Raw genomic sequence first — 17,542 nt, 5'->3', positions numbered from 1 at the left:
CCGTCAGGTCACGTCGTCATAACCGTTGACCCGGTCCGTGGTGGCCTGCTCCGGAAGGACCCGGCCGGCACCCACGTTCTCGACGTCACCGATCTCCTCGGGAGTGAGGTCGAGGTCGGACGCCTCGTCGTCGGCGAGTCCCGACTCGTCACGCCGACGCTTGCGCCGGTCGTTGTAGAGCGAGAAGACGACCGCGCCGAAGTACAGGATCCAGATCGGTCCGGCCAGCGCCAGCATGGTCAGCGGATCGGTGCTGGGCGTGGCGACGGCCGCGAACACCGTGATGCCGACGATCATGCCCCGCCACCAGCCGAGCATGCGCTTGCCGGTGAGGATGCCCGTGAGGTTGAGCATCACCAGCAGCAGCGGCAGCTCGAAGGAGAGACCGAAGACCACCACCATGCGCGTGACCAGGTCGAGCAGGTCGTCCAGCGGCAGCAGGTTGCTGACGCCGTGCGGGGTGAACGTGAGCAGGACCTTCGCCGTGGTGGGGAGCACCTTGTAGGCGAAGAAGGCGCCGCCGAAGAACAGCGGGACGCCCGTGCCGACGAACGCGTACGCGTACTTCTTCTCGGTCCTGTGCAGACCCGGGGCGACGAACGCCCAGAGCTGGTAGAGCCAGACCGGCGAGGCGATCACGACGCCCGCCATCAGGGAGACCTTCAGCGCCAGGGTGAACGGCGCGAGCAGACCGTTGATGGTGATCTGCGCGCACTGATGGTTCTTGGGCTGCTTCGCCAGTTCGGCGAAGGTCTCCGGGCATCCGACGGAGTCCAGGACCGGTTTGGTGAAGAAGTTGATGATGTCGTTGTAGTAGAAGGCGGCGACGATGGTCACGATGACGATCGCCAGCACCGCCTTCGCGAGCCGGTTGCGGAGCTCGCGAAGATGGTCCGCGAGGGGCATGCGCCCCTCGGGGTCCTTCTCCGTGTTGCGGGCAGACTTGAGCAACCCACGTCCTCATCTCATGCGGCGGGCCGGGTGTCTCCGGCCCTGCGTCAGCGCTGGGTCGTGTCCGTGGGCTCGTTGACCGGGCGCGAGCTGGTCACGTCGCCGGGAGCGGCCTGGATGGTGCGCTGCGCGGGGGGCTGCTCGTCGCCGGTGGCCGGGGCGGGGGCCTGGGTGCTGCCGCTGCCCTCCTCCTTCATCGCCTTCGCCTCGCTCTTGAGGATCCGGGCGGACTTGCCGAGGGAGCGCGCCATGTCCGGAAGCTTCTTCGCGCCGAACAGCAGGATGATGACGACGAGGATGAGAATGATCTCGGGAGCTCCGAGCCTTCCGAACATAAGTCTTTACCTTCTCACCGAGGCTGCATGGTCGGGGTGCTGGCCGATCGGTCGGACATGTGTCCGAGCGTCGTAGTGTCAGCGATCGTAACGCTCAGGGGTGAACGCGGGGCAATCCCTGTGCGTACTCCCAGTTCGCGGCCCGCGCCTCATTCTCCGGGCCGCGCCCCTGAGCGTACCTGGCCCCGGCATGAAGTCGACAGGCCGACGTGACGCATCGCGCATCACGGACGGCTCACACCGTGTCCACGGAGCGCGCGGCCCGGACCGCGGCCTTCTCCAGGTCCTCGGAGGCGGCACTGATACGGAGCGCGGAATCGGCCACCTGGCGGCCCAGACGCCCCGCTTCCAGGAAGACACGCACGGCGAGAACGCCCAGAACCGAAATTCCGAGGAAACCCGCGGCGATCGCAAACATCGGCCAGAACATGACGACGACCCTAGAGGGTGGAGTGCAGCCGCAGCGTGCGGACCCCGCCCCCGGTGAGAAGTTCGACGATGCGCTCTCCGGCCGGCTTGCGGACGGCGGAGCCGCACGCGGGGCAGGTGAACGAGTAGAACGTGGTGCGGCTGCTGGCCCCGATGGCCAGGCGCAGGGCGCCCGGGGTGAGCTCGAAACCGGCCCGGCAGTCGGGGCAGGCGGCCTTGAAGATCACCTCGACGACGCGGCGCATCCCGGCGAAGGCGGTCCCGACCGACATCTCCGGGCCGCCCGCGGCCGAGGCGGCCCGTCCCGGCGTGCCCGAGGGCGCCGCGGTCCGTCCGGGCACCCCCGCCCGCCGCACCGCACCCGGCTTGTCCGGGGCACCCGGCCTTCCCTGCGCACCCGGCATCGACGGCGTCCTCAAAGCCCTTGCTCCCGCCTCTCGTACGGCCTGTCCAGGACCTCCGCGAGCCCCTCGGGCCCGTCATAGGCGGCGAGCGCCTCACGGGCCGCGGCGCGGGCGCTGTCCGCGAGACCTTGCGGCGAGACGATCCGGCCGTCACCGCCGAGACGCAGGGCCAGCCGCCGCAGCGAGGCGGGATCGGGTGTCCGCAAGGTGATACGCAGCCCGCCGTCCGGCAGCTCAACCGCGCTGTCGTGCGGGTAGTACTCGGCGACCCAGCGCCCGCCGGGACCGACCTCGACGACCACCTCCGGGTCCTCGGCCGCGGGCTGCACGAGCCCCTCGGACAGATCCCGCAGCTCGATCTCGGGCGGCGCGGACGGCTCGTCGAGAATGCGGATCTCGGCGACCCGGTCGAGCCGGAAGGTACGGCGCGCCTCCGAGCGGCGGCACCAGGCCTCCACATACGTGTGACCCACACTGACCAGGCGGATCGGGTCGATCTCGCGCTCGCTGAGCTCGTCCCGCGAGGGCGAGTAGTAGCGGATCCACAGCCGCCGCCGCTCCGAGATCGCCCGGTCCACGTCGGCGAAGACCCCGCCCTCGGACTCGAAGGTCACCGACAGCCGGGAGCTGGCGCCCGCCGCCTCGCCCGAGGCGGCCTCCACCTTGGCGGTGGCCCGCAGCAGCGCCTGCCGGTCGCCCTCGCGCAGACCGGGCAGGGTGGACACCGCGCGGGCGGCCACCAGCAGCGCGGTCGCCTCGTCCGCGGCGATCCGCAGCGGTTCGGCGACGTCGTCCGGGTTGTGCCACCAGATCCGGTCGCCGTCCGTGTCGATGTCGAGGAGATCCCCGCCGCGGAAACTGGTGCCGCACAGCGGCAGCACGTCGAGGTCGGAGATCAGCTCGTCCTCGGTGATCCCGAAGGCACGGGCGACATCGCTCACGCGCGCGCCGGGACGCTCGCGCAGATACGTCACCAGGGAGAGCATCCGCCGGGTCTGGTCGATCGCGTTCGTGGGCCTGGCCGGTTTTCCTGCCACTTTCTTACTTTTCCCCTCAGCCCTTGGCCACGGAACGCAGCCGGTCGATCACATCGGCCCGCAGTTCGGCGGGTTCCACGACCACGACGTCCGGCCCGAACTCCACGAGCAGGGCGTCCAGACCGTGCCCGTACGGAATCTCCAACTCGTCCCAGCCCTCGCCCAGTTCCCGCACGGAGACGGCCTTGGCGCGCAGCGGGTAGCCCGCGCCGGAACGCAGCCGGATCAGCGCCGAACGGTCGGTGATCTCCCCTGCCCAGCCGGCCACCGTCTCGCGCACGGTGACGACGTCGGGGACCTCGGCGGTGTAACGGCCCGCACGCGCGCGGACCTTGCCGGTGATCCGGGAGAGCCTGAAGACCCGCTCGGCCGCGCGGTCGCGGTCCCAGCCCGCGAGGTACCAGTGCCCGCGCCAGCACTCCAGGGCCCAGGGCTCGACGTGCCGGGTGCCGGGCTGCGCGGCGTTCGCCTTGCGGTAGTCGAAGACGACCGGGCGACGGTCGCGGCAGGCGAGCATCAGGGGCTCGAAGGCGGCCTCGTGGACGGGGATGTGGGGTTCGAGGGCACCGTGGGAGCCGTACGGGTCCACGTCCTCGGGCAGCCCCGCGGCGCGCAGCTTCTGGAGCGCGCCGCTCGCCGCGCCTGCCAGACGGGCCTGCTGCCAGACCTTGGCGGCCAGACCGAGGGCGGCGGCCTCCTCGGCGTCGAGGGTGATCGGCGGCAGCCGGTTGCTGTCGCGGCGGGCCAGATAGCCGACCTCGCCGTCGAGGTTCTCCACCGTCTCGATGACCAGGCCGAGTTCGCGCAGATCGTCCTTGTCGCGCTCGAACATCCGGTTGAAGCTGTCGTCCGATCCGGCTTCCAGATAGGCCTCGATGGACTCGCGGAGTTCCCGCTTGCTGAGCGGCCGCCGCGTCCCGAGCAGACACAGTGCGAGGTTCATCAGCCGCTCGGCCTTGGCAATGGCCATCGACGCCCTTCCTATGGTGCTTCCGACCGATGACCGTACCGCTCCGGAGTGTCGCGGCAAAAGCCGAGGGCCCATGCCCGGACGGGCATGGGCCTCGGATGATCGGATCCAGGCCGGATCCGGTCCGTGCTGATCAGACGGCGATCAGGTCGACCACGAAGATCAGGGTCTCGCCCGGCTTGATCGCCGGGGTCGGGCTCTGGTCGCCGTAGGCGAGGTGGGCGGGGATGGTCAGCTGGCGACGGCCGCCGACCTTCATGCCCTGCACACCCTTGTCCCAGCCCTTGATGACACGGCCGCCGCCGAGCGGGAAGCGGAACGCATCCCCCCGGTTCCAGCTCGCGTCGAACTCCTCACCCGTGCTGAACGCCACACCCACATAGTGCACCGTGACGTTCTGACCCGACTTGGCCTCGGGGCCGTCGCCCTCCCAGATGTCCTTGATCTCAAGGTCCGCCGGCGGCTGGCCCTCGGGAAAATCGATCTCGGGCTTCTCGATGCTCACGTCTTTGCTCCTGCTTGTGTACGTAAGGACAACACGGACAGTCTCGCATCCCCGGAGGGATTTACATCTTCGCCAGGATGTCGACCGAGAAGACCAGCGTGGAGTCCTTCTTGATACCGCTGCCGGCCGGCGGCTTGTCCGCGTAGCCGAGCGCCGGCGGAATCACGATCAGCACACGGCTGCCGACCTTCTTGCCCGTCAGCCCCTGCGCCCAGCCCTTGACGACCTGCTGGAGCCCGAACGAGGCCAGCTGACCCCGCTTGTACGTCGAGTCGAACTCCTTGCCGCCGTCCCACAGCACACCCTCGTACTGCACCAGGACCGTGCTGTCCGCCGTGACCTCGGGACCGTCGCCCTCGATCACGTAGTTCGCCACGAGCTTCGTGGGAGCGGTCTTCTTCGGCACCGTGATCTTGGGAGCCGAACCGTCCGTGTTCGTGCCGACCGTCGGCAGCGCGGAGTCCTTCTGCGCGACGTCCTTGCCCTTGGCGGAGCTCTTCGAGTTGAACGTGTCCTCGATGTCCACCACGAACACCAGCGTGTCGGTGCCCTTGATGCCCGCCTGCGCGTTGCCCGACGAGCCGTAGCCCCAGGTCGGGGGAACCGACATCTCGACCCGGCTGCCGGCCTTCTTGCCGGTCAGGCCGTAGCGCCAGCCGTCGATGATGCCGCCCTGCGCCAGCTGGATCACCAGCGGCGTCCCCCGGTCGTAGGAGTTGTCGAACACCTTCGCCGTGGCCCAGATCTGCCCCAGGTAGTTGGCCTGGATGTAGTCGTTCTCCGCGACCGTCTTGCCGTTGCCCGCGATCACCGTCCTGACCGCCAGATCCTTCGACGGCTCCCCCGAACCCTTGGCCACGGTCGGCTTCTCACCGAACTTCGTCCCGGCCGTGATCGCCGGGAGCGGACCGTCGACGATCTTCGGCGGCGGCGGCGCGGACGCCGCGGCCGAGGCCGAGGGCGACGGGCTGTCGCTGGACTTCGCCGTGTCTGACTTGCCGTCGTCACCGCATCCGGCGAGCGTGACCAGTCCAGCGGGTACGGAGAGAAGGAGTGAGCGTCGGCGCACGGTGGGAGCCTCGTATCGGTCGATCTTGGTGGATGGCGTGCGCGCAACTCTACGACGTGAGAAGGGCGCCGTACGGAAAACGTACGGCGCCCCGCGTTGCGTTCCGCGTCACCACCGGAACCGCCGGCTCACATCCCCGCGATCAGCTTCTCCACCCGGTCGTCCACCGAACGGAACGGGTCCTTGCACAACACCGTGCGCTGCGCCTGGTCGTTCAGCTTCAGATGGACCCAGTCGACGGTGAAGTCCCGCCGCTGCTCCTGGGCCCGCCGGATGAAGTCGCCGCGCAGCCGGGCCCGAGTGGTCTGCGGGGGCACCGACTTGCCCTCGAAGATCTTCAAGTCGTTGCAGATCCGCGCGGCTTGTCCCTTCCTCTCCAGGAGGTAGTAAAGACCACGACGTCGGTGGATGTCGTGATATGCGAGGTCTATCTGCGCGACCCTGGGATGCGACATGGTCATGTTGTGCTTCGCCCGATACCGCTCGATGAGCTGGTACTTCATGACCCAGTCGATCTCCGTGCCGATCCGGTCGAGGTCCTCGGCCTCGATCGCGTCGAGCGTGCGGCCCCACAGTTCGAGAACCTGTTCGACCGTCCCCGTACGGATACCGCGGCGCTCACAGAAGTCCACGGCCTTCTCGAAGTACTCACGCTGCACCTCGAGCGCGGAGGCCTCACGACCGCTGGCCAGACGCACCTTGCGCCGGCCCGTGATGTCATGGCTGACCTCACGGATCGCCCGAATGGGGTTCTCCAGGGTGAGGTCCCGCATGACCGTGCCCGCCTCGATCATGCGCAGCACGAGATCCGTGGCACCGACCTTGAGGAGCATCGTCGTCTCGGACATGTTCGAGTCGCCGACGATGACATGCAGCCGGCGATAGCGCTCGGCGTCCGCGTGCGGCTCGTCACGCGTGTTGATGATGGGCCGGGACCGCGTCGTCGCGGAGCTGACACCCTCCCAGATGTGCTCGGCCCGCTGGCTGACGCAGTACACGGCACCGCGCGGCGTCTGGAGCACCTTGCCCGCACCGCACAGCAACTGCCTCGTGACGAGGAACGGAATGAGGATGTCCGCGAGCCGCGAGAACTCCCCGTGCCGGGCCACCAGATAGTTCTCGTGGCATCCGTAGGAGTTTCCGGCCGAGTCGGTGTTGTTCTTGAACAGATAGACGTCGCCCGCGATTCCTTCCTCGTGCAGGCGTCGTTCTGCGTCCACCAGGAGACCTTCGAGAATGCGCTCGCCGGCCTTGTCGTGGGTGACGAGCTCCGTCACGTTGTCACACTCGGGTGTCGCGTATTCCGGATGTGATCCCACGTCGAGATAAAGGCGGGCACCGTTCCGCAGAAAGACATTGCTGCTGCGGCCCCATGACACGACACGGCGGAAGAGGTACCGCGCCACCTCGTCGGGAGACAGCCGGCGCTGTCCCCTGAACGTACACGTGACGCCGTACTCGTTCTCCAGCCCGAAAATGCGGCGGTCCATGACTGAACATTACGCCCGATCCCCTGAGCTGAAACGGGGTTCGACGGCTCGGTTTGGATCATTTTCCGATGACGCCGCAACAACCCCGCCCTTCCCGGCGGCCGCGAGGACCCTGCCCGTGGCCAGCAGAACCACCAGAGCGGCGGCACCCGCGACCCCCGGAACGGCGAACCCCCGAGCCGCACCGCCCCACTCGACCACCGGCCCCGCGAGGCCCGTTCCCACCGAGGCACCCACGGTGAACGTCGTCACGAGCCAGGAGAAGGCCTCGGTGACCGTACCGGCCGGAGCGTGCCGGTCCACCAGCACGAAGGCACACGCGATGCTCGGCGCGAGGAACACTCCGGCGAGCGTCGCCAGAGCGGTCATGGCCACCGGACCGGGCACCAGCATCAGCGGGACGTAACACACCGCCAGAAGGCCCACCAGCACCCGCAGTCGCCGCTCCGGCGCCCCGCCCCAGCGGCGCGCGCCGTAGACCACACCGCCCGACAGCGCGCCGAGCCCGATGCCCGCCATCAGCCAGCCGTACACCGCGTCCCCACCGTGCGCGTCGGCGTACGACATCGCCGCGACCGTGATCGAACCGAGCGCGATCCCGATGAACAGGAAGGCCCCGAGCAGGGCCAGCAACCCCGGCGAGCGCAGCGCACCCAGCCAGTGCGCCTCGCGCGGCGCCGAACGCCACGCGCGCGAGGGCTCCGAGAGGACCACGGACAGGGCGCCCAGGACACCGATGACGCTCAGGATCAGCAGGGCGGCCTGCGCGGACCACAGCGACACGCACAGCGTCACGAACAACGGCCCCACGGTGAACATGACTTCCTGCGCCACCGCGTCCATCGCGTACGCGGTGTGCACCTGCTCCTCCTCGCGCAGCACCGAGGGCCACAGCGCCCGCAGCCCGCCCTCCAGGGGAGGCGTGAACAGTCCGGCCACCGCCATCGCGGCGCAGCCGAGCGCCACCGGATCCGTACCGGCCAGCGCGAAGACGACCATGCCGAGTGCCGAGACGACCGCCGCGGGCAACTGCACCCGGGGCTGGCCGTACAGGTCCACGAGCCGGCCGAGCAGCGGCTGCCCGACCGCGTTGGCCACCCCGTACACGGCCGCGAGCGCGCCCGCCAGGCTGTACGTGCCGCCCTCGGCCCGCACGAACAGCACGACGGCGATGGCCGCGGTGGCGTTCGGCAGCCGCCCCACCAGTGTCCCGGCGAGGAGCCGGGTGGCGTGCCTCGCCCTCAGGATCTCCAGGTATCCCGCAGCCATGGCCTGCCCTTCCGGTAGCGCGTGACGTCGAAGTGTTACGTATAACGTCTTCCTCAATACGTACCATGTGCGCTGACCGCGAGTCCAGACGAAGGAGCAGGCCCACGGTGGCAAGAGGTAGCACGCGCCCCACCAGCCGGGACGTCGCCGAGGCCGCCGGGGTCTCCCAGGCCGCCGTCTCCCTCGTGCTCGGCGACAAATGGCGCGGCCGCGTCTCCGCCGCCACCGCCGAACGTGTCCGCGACGCCGCCCAGGAACTCGGCTACCGCCCCAACCTGGCCGCCCGCAACCTCCGCCTCGGCCACACCCGCACCGTCCTGCTGGTCGTCCCCGCGCTCACCACCGAGTTCTTCGCCGGCGTCTACACCGGCGCGGCCCGCGTCGCCGCCGAGCACGGCTTCGGAGTCGTCCTCTACCCCTCCCCCGAAGGCATCGGCCCCGCCCGCGACCCCTTCGGCTCCGCCCAGGCGGCCCTCGACGGCGTCATCGCCTCCTCCATGGCCGCCGACGCCCTCACCGCCATCCGCGGCGACCAGCTCCCCCTCGTCATGCTCGACAGCGACCCCGCCGGCAGCCAGGGCGCCGCCACCGTCAACCTCGACATCCCCGACGGCGTGCGCCAGGTCACCGACCACCTCCTGGGCCTGGGCCACCGCCGCTTCCTCCACCTCGCCGCCGACATCCCCTCCTGGACCTTCGAGGTCCGCGGACGCGAGATCGCCTCCTGCCTGGTCGAGGTCCCCGGCACCAGCCTGCGCGTCGCACGGGCGCCCATCTCCTTCGAGGACGCCCTCGCCGCCGCCCAGACGGCACTCTCCGCCCCCGGCCCCCGCCCCACCGCCGTCATCTGCGACGACGACAAACTCGCCGCCGGCGCCTACAAGGCCGCCCGCCGCCTCGGCCTGCGCATCCCCGACGACATCTCCATCACCGGACTCGACGACCTCGCCCTCGCCCGCGCGCTCGACCCCGAACTCACCACGATCCGCCTCGACGCCGAACGCTTCGGCGAACAGGGCATGCAGGCCCTCCTCGCCGTCCTGGACGGCCGCACGCCACCCCAGGAAGACATCCCCGTCGATCTGGTCGTACGCGGCTCCACGGCCCCTCCTGGCCCCTAGAAGCAGCCCCCGGGCCCGACTCCCGCCCCTGGCGCGCATACGGAAGGGACCGCACCGGTCTGCACCGGAGCGGCCCCTTCCCTACGAGCACCAGCCGAACGAATACGCCGTCCGACCGACGACTCACTCGTCGTCGGCGTCCTCCGCCTCCGTGGCGGTCTCCGCTCCCCCGACCTCCAGCAGCCGGGACAGCTGACGGCCCGTGATCCGCTTGAACTTCCGCTTCTGCGGCCGCGTCCGGTCCAGCACCGCCACTTCGAGACGCTCCGCCGGAATCTCCCGCTCACCGCCGTTCGGCTCCCGGGACAGCGACTGGACGGCCAGCTTCAGCGCCTCGGCCAGCGACATGCCGTCCCGGTGCTGCGTGTCCAGATAGGTGCTGATCTGCTCGGCGTTGCCACCGACGGCGACCGAACCGTGCTCGTCCACGATCGAACCGTCGTGAGGCAGCCGGTAGATCTGGTCCCCGTCCGGCGTCTCGCCGACCTCGGCGACCACCAGCTCCACCTCGTACGGCTTCTCCGCCGCCGAGGAGAAGATCGTGCCCAGCGTCTGCGCGTACACGTTCGCCAGACCACGGGCGGTCACATCGTCACGGTCGTACGTGTAGCCGCGCAGGTCGGCGTACCGCACACCGCCGATCCGCAGGTTCTCGTACTCGTTGTACTTGCCGGCGGCCGCGAAGCCGATCCGGTCGTAGATCTCGCTGAACTTGTGCAGCGCGCGGGACGGGTTCTCGCCGACGAACACGATGCCGTCGGCGTACTGGAGCACGACCAGGCTGCGGCCACGGGCGATGCCCTTGCGGGCGTACTCCGCCCGGTCGGCCATCGCCTGCTGGGGTGAGACATAGAACGGCGTCGACACCGGCTATCCGTCCCTTTCTGTCGAAGTCACTGGATCACCTGGGAGAAGGGACCGGTCTCAGAGCAGCGCGGCGCGCGGGCCGTCGGGCTGCTGGAGTCGCCTCTCCAGGATCACGCGCGCGATCTCGGAGGACTCCTCGTCCGTGAGCCGGCGGAAGCCGCTCTCGGTGATCACGGTGACGATCGGGTAGATCCGGCGCGCGACATCGGGACCACCGGTCGCCGAGTCGTCGTCGGCCGCGTCGTAGAGGGCCTGGATCACCAGCGTGGTGGCCTGGTCCTCCGTCAGATCGTTGCTGTAGAGCTTCTTCATGGCACCGCGAGCGAAGATCGAGCCGGAGCCCGTGGACGCGTAGCCGTGCTCCTCGGAGCGGCCGCCGGTGACGTCGTAGGAGAAGATGCGGCCCTTGCCGCGGTCCACGTCGTAGCCCGCGAAGAGGGGGACCACGGCGAGGCCCTGCATGGCCATGCCGAGGTTGGAACGGATCATCGTGGACAGGCGGTTCGCCTTGCCCTCCAGGGAGAGCTGGGCGCCCTCCACCTTCTCGAAGTGCTCCAGCTCCAGCTGGAACAGCTTCACCATCTCCACGGCCAGACCCGCCGTGCCGGCGATGCCCACCGCCGAGTACTCGTCGGCCGGGAACACCTTCTCGATGTCGCGCTGGGCGATGACGTTCCCCATCGTGGCCCGCCGGTCACCGGCGAGGACGACTCCGCCGGGGAACGTGACGGCGACGATCGTCGTCCCGTGCGGGGCCTCGATCACGCCCTGGACGGGCGGCAGTTGCCGCTTGCCCGGGAGCATCTCCGGCTGATGCTCGGACAGGAAGTCCATGAAGGACGACGACCCGGGCGTCAGGAAGGCAGCCGGTAGACGCCCGGTGCTACGAGTGTTGGCTTCCACGCGTTTCCTTCCAGGTAGTCGGCAGCTCGGTATGCAGCTTCGGGGTCGTCCCTCAACAGACCGAGGCCTGAATTGCAGTTGAAGCACAGTACGCCTCGGACACTACCCGTCTTGTGGCAGTGATCCACCTGTGTGGCCGGCGCCGACAGACAGATACAGCGGACGCCACCCTGGGAGGCGATCAACTCGTCACGTTCGGCCACGGTGAGGCCGTACTTCCGCTTGAGACGGCTGACCTCGTTGCGCTGCGCACGACATGGTCGGCAGTAGCTCGCCCAGCCGTCCGACGTGGAGTTGTTCCGCTCCCAGTCGGAATGAGGCTTGACCTCGCTGCACTGCGGACACCGCTTGCGCCCCAGCGAGACAGAGACCTTCTCGCGCACCTTCTTACCCTTGGCCTCCTGGCGCTGCTGGTAGTTCTCAGCAGAGCACTCCCGGCAGTACGCCTGGAGACCGTCGGGCATGGACTTGTTGCTTGCGAACGCCACTCTCGGCAAGCCCTGCCGGCACCGTGAGCAGCGACGCAACTCCAGCTCTTCGTTCACTCAGGGAGCCCCCGACCTCACCTTCGAATCAAAGGTGAAATCACTCGCCGCCCTTCTGAACGAAGGAGCGCACGAAGTCCTCGGCATTTTCCTCGAGTACATCGTCAATTTCGTCAAGAACCGAGTCGACATCGTCGCTCAGCTTCTCCTGGCGTTCCTTGAGGTCGTCGGTCGTCTGCGCGTCCTGCGACTGTTCCTCGACCTCCTCGGTGGAACGCGTCGCCTTCTGCTGTCCGCCGCCGGTGTCCTTGGTCGCCATAACCCTCACCCCGCTCGGTTCGACGTTCTTGATCAGACCCTACAAGCAGGGTCCGACATCGGCCCCGCAGTTGCCACAACGTACGGGGACCACCTCGATGATTCCCGTAACGCCGGGTATTCCACCCTGTCCGGCGTGTGCCGTCCGGGGGGAAGTTCAATTGCCCGAAAGAACCCTGACCAGGTCCTCCGCCGTCCGGCAGCGGTCCAGGAGCTCCTTGACGTGATTACGCGTTCCGCGAAGGGGCTCCAGGGTTGGGACGCGCTGGAGCGAGTCCCGGCCCGGCAGATCGAAGATCACCGAGTCCCAGGAGGCCGCCGCCACGTCGTCCGCGTACTGCTCCAGGCAGCGCCCGCGGAAGTAGGCACGGGTGTCCTCCGGCGGGGTCGTACGGGCCCGCTCGACCTCGTTCTCGTCCAGCAGGCGCTTCATCCTGCCCCGGGCGGCCAGCCGGTTGTAGAGGCCCTTCTCGGCGCGCACGTCGGCGTACTGGAGGTCGACCAGGTGCAGCCGGGCCGCGTCCCAGTCGAGGCCGTCCCGGCGCCGGTAGCCCTCCATGAGCTCCCGCTTGGCGACCCAGTCGAGTTCTCCGGAGAGGCTCATCGGGTCGTGCTCCAGCCGGTTCAGAGTGTCCTCCCAGCGCAGCAGGACGTCCTTGGTCTGTTCGTCGGCGTCCGCCCCGAAGCGCTCCTCCACGTACTTGCGCGAGAGCTCGAAGTACTCCATCTGCAACTGCACCGCGGTGAGGGTGCGCCCGCTGCGGAGCGTGACGAGGCGCTTGAGGGTCGGGTCGTGGGAGACCTGATGGAGGGTGCGTACGGGCTGGTCGACGGCCAGGTCGACGGCGATGAAGCCGTCCTCGATCATGGAGAGGACCAGGGCGGTCGTGCCGAGCTTGAGGTAGGTCGAGATCTCGGAGAGGTTGGCGTCCCCGATGATCACGTGGAGCCGGCGGTACTTCTCGGCGTCGGCGTGGGGTTCGTCGCGGGTGTTGATGATGGGGCGCTTGAGGGTGGTCTCCAGGCCGACCTCGACCTCGAAGTAGTCGGCGCGCTGGCTGAGCTGGAAGCCGTGCTCGTGCCCGTCCTGGCCGATGCCGACGCGGCCCGCTCCGGTGACGACCTGGCGTGAGACGAAGAACGGCGTGAGGTGGCGCACGATGTCCGAGAAGGGGGTCTCCCGCTTCATCAGGTAGTTCTCGTGCGTGCCGTAGGAGGCGCCCTTGTTGTCGGTGTTGTTCTTGTAGAGGTGGATCGGCTGGGCGCCGGGGAGCTGGGCGGCGCGTTCCGCGGCCTCGGCCATGATGCGTTCGCCGGCCTTGTCCCACAGGACGGCGTCGCGGGGGTTGGTGACTTCGGGGGAGCTGTATTCCGGGTGTGCGTGGTCGACGTACAGCCGTGCCCCGTTGGTGAGGATGACATTGGCGAGGCCGATGTCCTCGTCGGTGAGCTGGCTGGCGTCGGCGGTCTCCCGGGCGAGGTCGAAGCCTCGCGCGTCCCGCAGCGGGTTCTCCTCCTCGAAGTCCCAGCGGGCGCGGCGCGCCCGGTGCATCGCCGCCGCGTAGGCGTTGACGATCTGGGACGAGGTGAGCATGGCATTGGCGTTGGGGTGACCGGGGACGGAGATCCCGTACTCCGTCTCGATGCCCATTACTCGCCGTACGGTCATGCGGCCCTCCTTGCCCGGCGGCGCCCTCGGTCGGGGGCGCTGCTCAAGTACCGCTGGCGCTCCGGTGCGTGTGCGGTGCCCGTCCCCGCACTGCGCGACTCGGCGGTACGAAAGAGCCTAGAACGCCACTGCGCTGGTGGGGAGATCATTTGCGTCATTGCTTGGTCCGGCGGTGACCGGAAAAGCAGGCGGCTGCGGATACCCGTGAAGGGGACCCGCAGCCGCCCTGTCTTTTACAGGTACTGACCGGTGTTGGCCACCGTGTCGATGGAGCGTCCGGTGTCCGCGCCCTGCTTTCCGGTGATGAGCGTTCGGATGTATACGATCCGTTCGCCCTTCTTTCCGGAGATCCTGGCCCAGTCGTCGGGGTTGGTGGTGTTCGGCAGGTCCTCGTTCTCCTTGAACTCGTCCACGCATGCCTGGAGGAGATGGGAGACCCGGAGGCCCTTCTGACTGTGTTCCAGGAAGTCCTTGATGGCCATCTTCTTGGCGCGGCCCACGATGTTCTCGATCATGGCGCCGGAATTGAAGTCCTTGAAGTAGAGGACTTCCTTGTCACCGTTGGCGTAGGTGACCTCCAGGAAGCGGTTCTCCTCGGATTCGGCGTACATCTGTTCCACGGCGGTCTGGATCATGCCGTGGACGGTGGCCGCCCTGTCGCCGCCGTGCTCTCCGACGTCCTCGGGGTGCAGGGGGAGGCGTTCGGTGAGGTACTTCTGGAAGATGTCCTTGGCCGCTTCGGCGTCCGGGCGTTCGATCTTGATCTTCACGTCGAGCCGGCCGGGCCTCAGGATGGCGGGGTCGATCATGTCCTCGCGGTTGGAGGCTCCGATGACGACCACGTTCTGGAGGCCTTCGACACCGTCGATCTCGGCGAGCAGCTGGGGGACGATGGTGTTCTCCACGTCCGAGCTGACGCCGGATCCCCGGGTGCGGAAGAGGGATTCCATCTCGTCGAAGAAGACGATGACGGGGGTGCCCTCGCTGGCCTTCTCCCGGGCACGCTGGAAGACGAGGCGGATCTGCCGTTCGGTCTCGCCGACGTACTTGTTCAGGAGCTCGGGGCCCTTGATGTTGAGGAAGAAGCTCTTGCCAGTGGCCTGGCCGGTCACTTCGGCGACCTTCTTGGCCAGTGAGTTGGCCACGGCCTTGGCGATGAGCGTCTTACCGCATCCGGGGGGCCCGTAGAGCAGGACACCCTTGGGGGGCCGCAGTTCGTGTTCCTTGAAGAGGTCGGGATAGAGGTACGGGAGCTCGACGGCGTCGCGGATCATCTCGATCTGGCCGCCCAGACCGCCGATCTGCTCGTAGCCGATGTCCGGGACCTCTTCGAGGACGAGTTCCTCGACCTCGCTCTTGGGAACGATCTCGTAGACATAGCCGGAACGGGGTTCGAGGAGCAGGGCGTCCCCGGGACGGATGTTGACGTCCAGGAGCGGCTCGGCGAGCCGGACCACCCGTTCCTCGTCGGTGTGCCCCTGCACGAGGGCGCGCTCGCCGTCCTCCAGGATCTCCTTGAGGGTGACGATGTCACCGACGCTCTCGTACTCCATGGCCTCGACCACGTTGAGAGCTTCGTTGAGCATCACTTCCTGGCCGCGCCTGAGCTCGTCGAGCTCGACGCTGGGGCTGACGTTCACCCGGAGCTTGCGGCCCCCGGTGAAGATGTCGGCGGTGCCGTCCTCGTTCGCCGTGAGGAAGACTCCGAAGCCGGCCGGCGGCTGTGCGAGCCGGTCGACCTCCTCCTTGAGGGCCACGATCTGGTCGCGGGCCTCACGGAGCGTGTTCGCCAGTCGTTCGTTCTGTGCGGACACGCCTGCCAGGTTGGTCTGCAACTCGACGATCCGCTCTTCGAGAATCCTCGTGTGTCGCGGAGAGTCGGCGAGCTTGCGTCGCAGGACGGCGATCTCCTGCTCAAGGTAGGCAATCTGCCCGGCGGGGTCATCGGACCCTCTTCCCGGGCGGATGCCGCGGTTCATGTCGTCGTCGTGGGCTGCCACGGTCCTCACCTCCTCCAAGGGGAGCTGGACGCTTCCAGACCCTACCTGGGTGGGTGTCGATTGAAACCCCTAGATCACAAAGACTGTCGGGGTGTGTCCGATCTTCACCCTTGCGCTCTCCCTCACGCCAGGGGAATACCCACCGAACATGATTGGGAAGCGGGCGGAGGTAGGGTCGAAGTGTTCAACACCCGTCAGAGCTGGCCCGATTCCCCAGTCTTCGGTTCGCTCGACGCAGAAAACGGCAGGAGAAATGACCGTGCAGCAGGAGGCCGGAGTCAGCGGCGAGGCGCTTGAGGTCTGGATCGACCAGGATCTCTGTACCGGCGACGGGATCTGCGTCCAGTACGCGCCCGAGGTCTTTGAGCTGGACATCGACGGTCTGGCGTACGTGAAGAGCCCCGAGGACGAGCTCCTCCAGGCCGTGGGCGCCACAACGCCCGTGCCCCTGCCGCTTCTGCGTGACGTGGTGGACTCGGCGAAGGAGTGTCCGGGGGACTGTATTCACGTCCGTCGCGTTTCGGACAAGGTCGAAGTCTTCGGACCCGACGCGGAGTGACCGTCCGGGCACCCCGCGTCATCAGGTGACCGGTTTCCCACACCCTCCGCGGCGCGGAGGGTGTTGCCTTTTGTCGGGGTCTCGCGCCGGGGGCGCGTTCAGGCACCGAGTGCTTCGGACGGCGTCGAGCGGATGAACGCGCCGTTCTTCCACTGCCACTTGGCGTTCTGTTTCAGGTCCGGGCAGCAACTGGGTACGTCGGCCGAGGAGTAGCCGAGGAGCGTGGCGGTGACCGCTCCGTCGCGCACCGCGAAGTCCGTGACGCTGAGGCGGTCCTTGGGGTCGATCAGGGTCGCCACGACCCTGGGCCTCGTGGCTCCGTCGGCCTGGGTGAGGACGTAGACGCCGTTGGGCGGGGTGCCCGAGCCGGCGTCGCAGCGGACGACGGCGACGGTCTCGGGGCGGCCGTCGCCGTCCAGGTCGCCGGACGCCTTCTTCTCCACGAGGACCTTGGTGGGCCCGCAGTCGATCGGGTAGTCCACACCGGCCGGGTCGGGGGCCGCCGCCGTGACCGCCGCCGTCTTCGGTCCGGCGCCGGGCTGGGCCGCTCTCGCCGGGTCGGGATGGATGACCGAGGACAGGGCCACGACTCCGGCGATGGCGGTTGCCGTGGCGACCCACTGGATGGGGCTGGTCTGCGTATGCGCCAGTTCCGGGACAACGGAATGCTGCACTTGGGGTGTCTCCCGCGAGGGCTGTGCCGGTGGGGTGGGTGTCCCGCATGGTGCCACACGTCACAGCCTGGTGGAACGGCGGGGTCCGGACTCGTGACGCGTTCCGCCGGGGTTTCCGGCGGGGGCCGTACGAAGCCCCTGGCGGGCAGCCGTGGCCGCGCTGTCCGGAGTCACGGGAAGGCTCTGCGCACCGGCCCCGGCCGAGCCGCCTCGGCCTCCCCGCATCGGCACATCGGCCTCCCCGGCACAGGCGTATCCGCCTCCCCCGCCCCGGTGTCGTGGCCTCCTCCGCACGACCGTCGTGGCCCCGGAACACGACTGTCGCGGCCTCGCCGCACAGCCGTCGCGGCCTCGCCGGGCAGCCGTGTTCCGGGGCAGCCGAGGGTCCGCGACCCCGCTCTCATCGAGCCGTCGCGAACCCCGTCATGCGCCCTGTCGTCCGCCCCGGCCCACGCTCCGGAGGCGCGGTCGCCGTCGTGACTGCGGT

Annotated in this window: 19 protein-coding genes; 2 read left to right on the top strand and 17 right to left on the bottom strand. The window is 68.6% G+C overall.

The features are described 5' to 3' along the window. Positions 1-3: 3 nt before the first annotated feature. The 10 genes from tatC to ACZ4AA_RS18835 all read right to left on the bottom strand — a co-directional run bounded on the left by tatC (position 4) and on the right by ACZ4AA_RS18835 (position 8,459). On the bottom strand, positions 4-951 hold the full coding sequence (tatC, locus tag ACZ4AA_RS18880; protein WP_467602855.1) for a twin-arginine translocase subunit TatC: 948 nt from the start codon (positions 949-951) through the stop codon (positions 4-6). A 47-nt stretch (positions 952-998) separates the two neighbouring features. Then, the gene (gene tatA / locus ACZ4AA_RS18875) at positions 999-1,286 is read right to left on the bottom strand and encodes a Sec-independent protein translocase subunit TatA (protein ID WP_467602852.1); all 288 of its coding nucleotides are present in this window, start codon (positions 1,284-1,286) and stop codon (positions 999-1,001) included. 235 nt (positions 1,287-1,521) lie between these two features. Beyond that, the gene (locus ACZ4AA_RS18870; RefSeq protein WP_467602849.1) at positions 1,522-1,716 is read right to left on the bottom strand and encodes a hypothetical protein; all 195 of its coding nucleotides are present in this window, start codon (positions 1,714-1,716) and stop codon (positions 1,522-1,524) included. Between the two features lie 10 nt (positions 1,717-1,726). After that, on the bottom strand, positions 1,727-2,119 hold the full coding sequence (locus ACZ4AA_RS18865) for a hypothetical protein (protein ID WP_467602847.1): 393 nt from the start codon (positions 2,117-2,119) through the stop codon (positions 1,727-1,729). A gap of 11 nt (positions 2,120-2,130) precedes the next feature. Continuing rightward, complete coding sequence (locus ACZ4AA_RS18860) at positions 2,131-3,156, bottom strand: helix-turn-helix transcriptional regulator (RefSeq protein ID WP_467602844.1); 1,026 nt, start codon at positions 3,154-3,156, stop codon at positions 2,131-2,133. Between the two features lie 16 nt (positions 3,157-3,172). After that, positions 3,173-4,126, bottom strand: a complete 954-nt coding sequence (locus ACZ4AA_RS18855; RefSeq protein WP_467602842.1) for a helix-turn-helix transcriptional regulator — start codon at positions 4,124-4,126, stop codon at positions 3,173-3,175. 133 nt (positions 4,127-4,259) lie between these two features. Then, positions 4,260-4,631: an FKBP-type peptidyl-prolyl cis-trans isomerase gene (locus tag ACZ4AA_RS18850; RefSeq protein ID WP_467602839.1), complete on the bottom strand. Its 372-nt coding sequence runs from the start codon at positions 4,629-4,631 to the stop codon at positions 4,260-4,262. A 61-nt stretch (positions 4,632-4,692) separates the two neighbouring features. Continuing rightward, positions 4,693-5,700 carry an FKBP-type peptidyl-prolyl cis-trans isomerase gene (locus ACZ4AA_RS18845; RefSeq protein WP_467602837.1) on the bottom strand — a complete coding sequence of 336 codons (1,008 nt, stop codon included), beginning with the start codon at positions 5,698-5,700 and terminating at the stop codon, positions 4,693-4,695. A gap of 128 nt (positions 5,701-5,828) precedes the next feature. Further along, positions 5,829-7,190, bottom strand: coding sequence for a Pup--protein ligase (gene pafA, locus ACZ4AA_RS18840; RefSeq protein WP_037628436.1), 1,362 nt, complete (start codon positions 7,188-7,190; stop codon positions 5,829-5,831). Positions 7,191-7,199: 9 nt separating this feature from the next. Next, on the bottom strand, positions 7,200-8,459 hold the full coding sequence (locus tag ACZ4AA_RS18835; RefSeq protein WP_467602834.1) for an MFS transporter: 1,260 nt from the start codon (positions 8,457-8,459) through the stop codon (positions 7,200-7,202). Between the two features lie 107 nt (positions 8,460-8,566). On the opposite strand from ACZ4AA_RS18835, the gene ACZ4AA_RS18830 reads away from it, so the two are divergent. Beyond that, entirely contained in the window at positions 8,567-9,580 is a 1,014-nt protein-coding gene (locus tag ACZ4AA_RS18830) for a LacI family DNA-binding transcriptional regulator (RefSeq protein WP_467602832.1), read from the top strand. Between the two features lie 123 nt (positions 9,581-9,703). On the opposite strand, the gene prcA is transcribed toward ACZ4AA_RS18830, so the two are convergent. The 6 genes from prcA to arc all read right to left on the bottom strand — a co-directional run bounded on the left by prcA (position 9,704) and on the right by arc (position 15,822). Next, on the bottom strand, positions 9,704-10,447 hold the full coding sequence (prcA, locus tag ACZ4AA_RS18825) for a proteasome subunit alpha (RefSeq protein WP_339128322.1): 744 nt from the start codon (positions 10,445-10,447) through the stop codon (positions 9,704-9,706). Between the two features lie 57 nt (positions 10,448-10,504). Then, positions 10,505-11,350, bottom strand: a complete 846-nt coding sequence (prcB, locus tag ACZ4AA_RS18820; protein ID WP_467602829.1) for a proteasome subunit beta — start codon at positions 11,348-11,350, stop codon at positions 10,505-10,507. Further along, positions 11,302-11,814, bottom strand: a complete 513-nt coding sequence (locus tag ACZ4AA_RS18815) for an endonuclease VII domain-containing protein (protein ID WP_467602827.1) — start codon at positions 11,812-11,814, stop codon at positions 11,302-11,304. Before ACZ4AA_RS18815 ends, prcB begins: the two co-directional genes overlap by 49 nt. A 121-nt stretch (positions 11,815-11,935) precedes the next feature. After that, positions 11,936-12,154 carry a ubiquitin-like protein Pup gene (locus ACZ4AA_RS18810; RefSeq protein WP_467602825.1) on the bottom strand — a complete coding sequence of 73 codons (219 nt, stop codon included), beginning with the start codon at positions 12,152-12,154 and terminating at the stop codon, positions 11,936-11,938. Positions 12,155-12,310: 156 nt separating this feature from the next. Beyond that, positions 12,311-13,822, bottom strand: a complete 1,512-nt coding sequence (gene dop, locus ACZ4AA_RS18805; protein ID WP_467602823.1) for a depupylase/deamidase Dop — start codon at positions 13,820-13,822, stop codon at positions 12,311-12,313. Between the two features lie 233 nt (positions 13,823-14,055). Beyond that, entirely contained in the window at positions 14,056-15,822 is a 1,767-nt protein-coding gene (gene arc / locus ACZ4AA_RS18800; RefSeq protein WP_401333786.1) for a proteasome ATPase, read from the bottom strand. 253 nt (positions 15,823-16,075) lie between these two features. Between arc and ACZ4AA_RS18795 the strand changes: the two genes are divergently transcribed. Beyond that, positions 16,076-16,381, top strand: coding sequence for a ferredoxin (locus tag ACZ4AA_RS18795; RefSeq protein WP_467602821.1), 306 nt, complete (start codon positions 16,076-16,078; stop codon positions 16,379-16,381). A gap of 98 nt (positions 16,382-16,479) precedes the next feature. On the opposite strand, the gene ACZ4AA_RS18790 is transcribed toward ACZ4AA_RS18795, so the two are convergent. Beyond that, positions 16,480-17,055: a hypothetical protein gene (locus ACZ4AA_RS18790; RefSeq protein WP_467602819.1), complete on the bottom strand. Its 576-nt coding sequence runs from the start codon at positions 17,053-17,055 to the stop codon at positions 16,480-16,482. Positions 17,056-17,542 lie beyond the last annotated feature (487 nt).

Source organism: Streptomyces sp. NPDC024698 (genome assembly GCF_055559015.1).
This window is presented reverse-complemented; position numbering and strand designations above follow the sequence as displayed.

What these genes read in the sequence shown, in the direction of transcription:
- tatA (WP_467602852.1), bottom strand. Translation starts at nt 1,286, where the DNA reads ATGTTCGGAAGGCTCGGAGCTCCCGAGATCATTCTCATCCTCGTCGTC.
- ACZ4AA_RS18870 (WP_467602849.1), bottom strand. Translation starts at nt 1,716, where the DNA reads ATGTTCTGGCCGATGTTTGCGATCGCCGCGGGTTTCCTCGGAATTTCG.
- ACZ4AA_RS18865 (WP_467602847.1), bottom strand. Translation starts at nt 2,119, where the DNA reads ATGCCGGGTGCGCAGGGAAGGCCGGGTGCCCCGGACAAGCCGGGTGCG.
- ACZ4AA_RS18855 (WP_467602842.1), bottom strand. Translation starts at nt 4,126, where the DNA reads ATGGCCATTGCCAAGGCCGAGCGGCTGATGAACCTCGCACTGTGTCTG.
- pafA (WP_037628436.1), bottom strand. Translation starts at nt 7,190, where the DNA reads ATGGACCGCCGCATTTTCGGGCTGGAGAACGAGTACGGCGTCACGTGT.
- ACZ4AA_RS18835 (WP_467602834.1), bottom strand. Translation starts at nt 8,459, where the DNA reads ATGGCTGCGGGATACCTGGAGATCCTGAGGGCGAGGCACGCCACCCGG.
- ACZ4AA_RS18815 (WP_467602827.1), bottom strand. Translation starts at nt 11,814, where the DNA reads ATGCCCGACGGTCTCCAGGCGTACTGCCGGGAGTGCTCTGCTGAGAAC.
- ACZ4AA_RS18810 (WP_467602825.1), bottom strand. Translation starts at nt 12,154, where the DNA reads ATGGCGACCAAGGACACCGGCGGCGGACAGCAGAAGGCGACGCGTTCC.
- dop (WP_467602823.1), bottom strand. Translation starts at nt 13,822, where the DNA reads ATGACCGTACGGCGAGTAATGGGCATCGAGACGGAGTACGGGATCTCC.
- ACZ4AA_RS18795 (WP_467602821.1), top strand. Translation starts at nt 16,076, where the DNA reads ATGACCGTGCAGCAGGAGGCCGGAGTCAGCGGCGAGGCGCTTGAGGTC.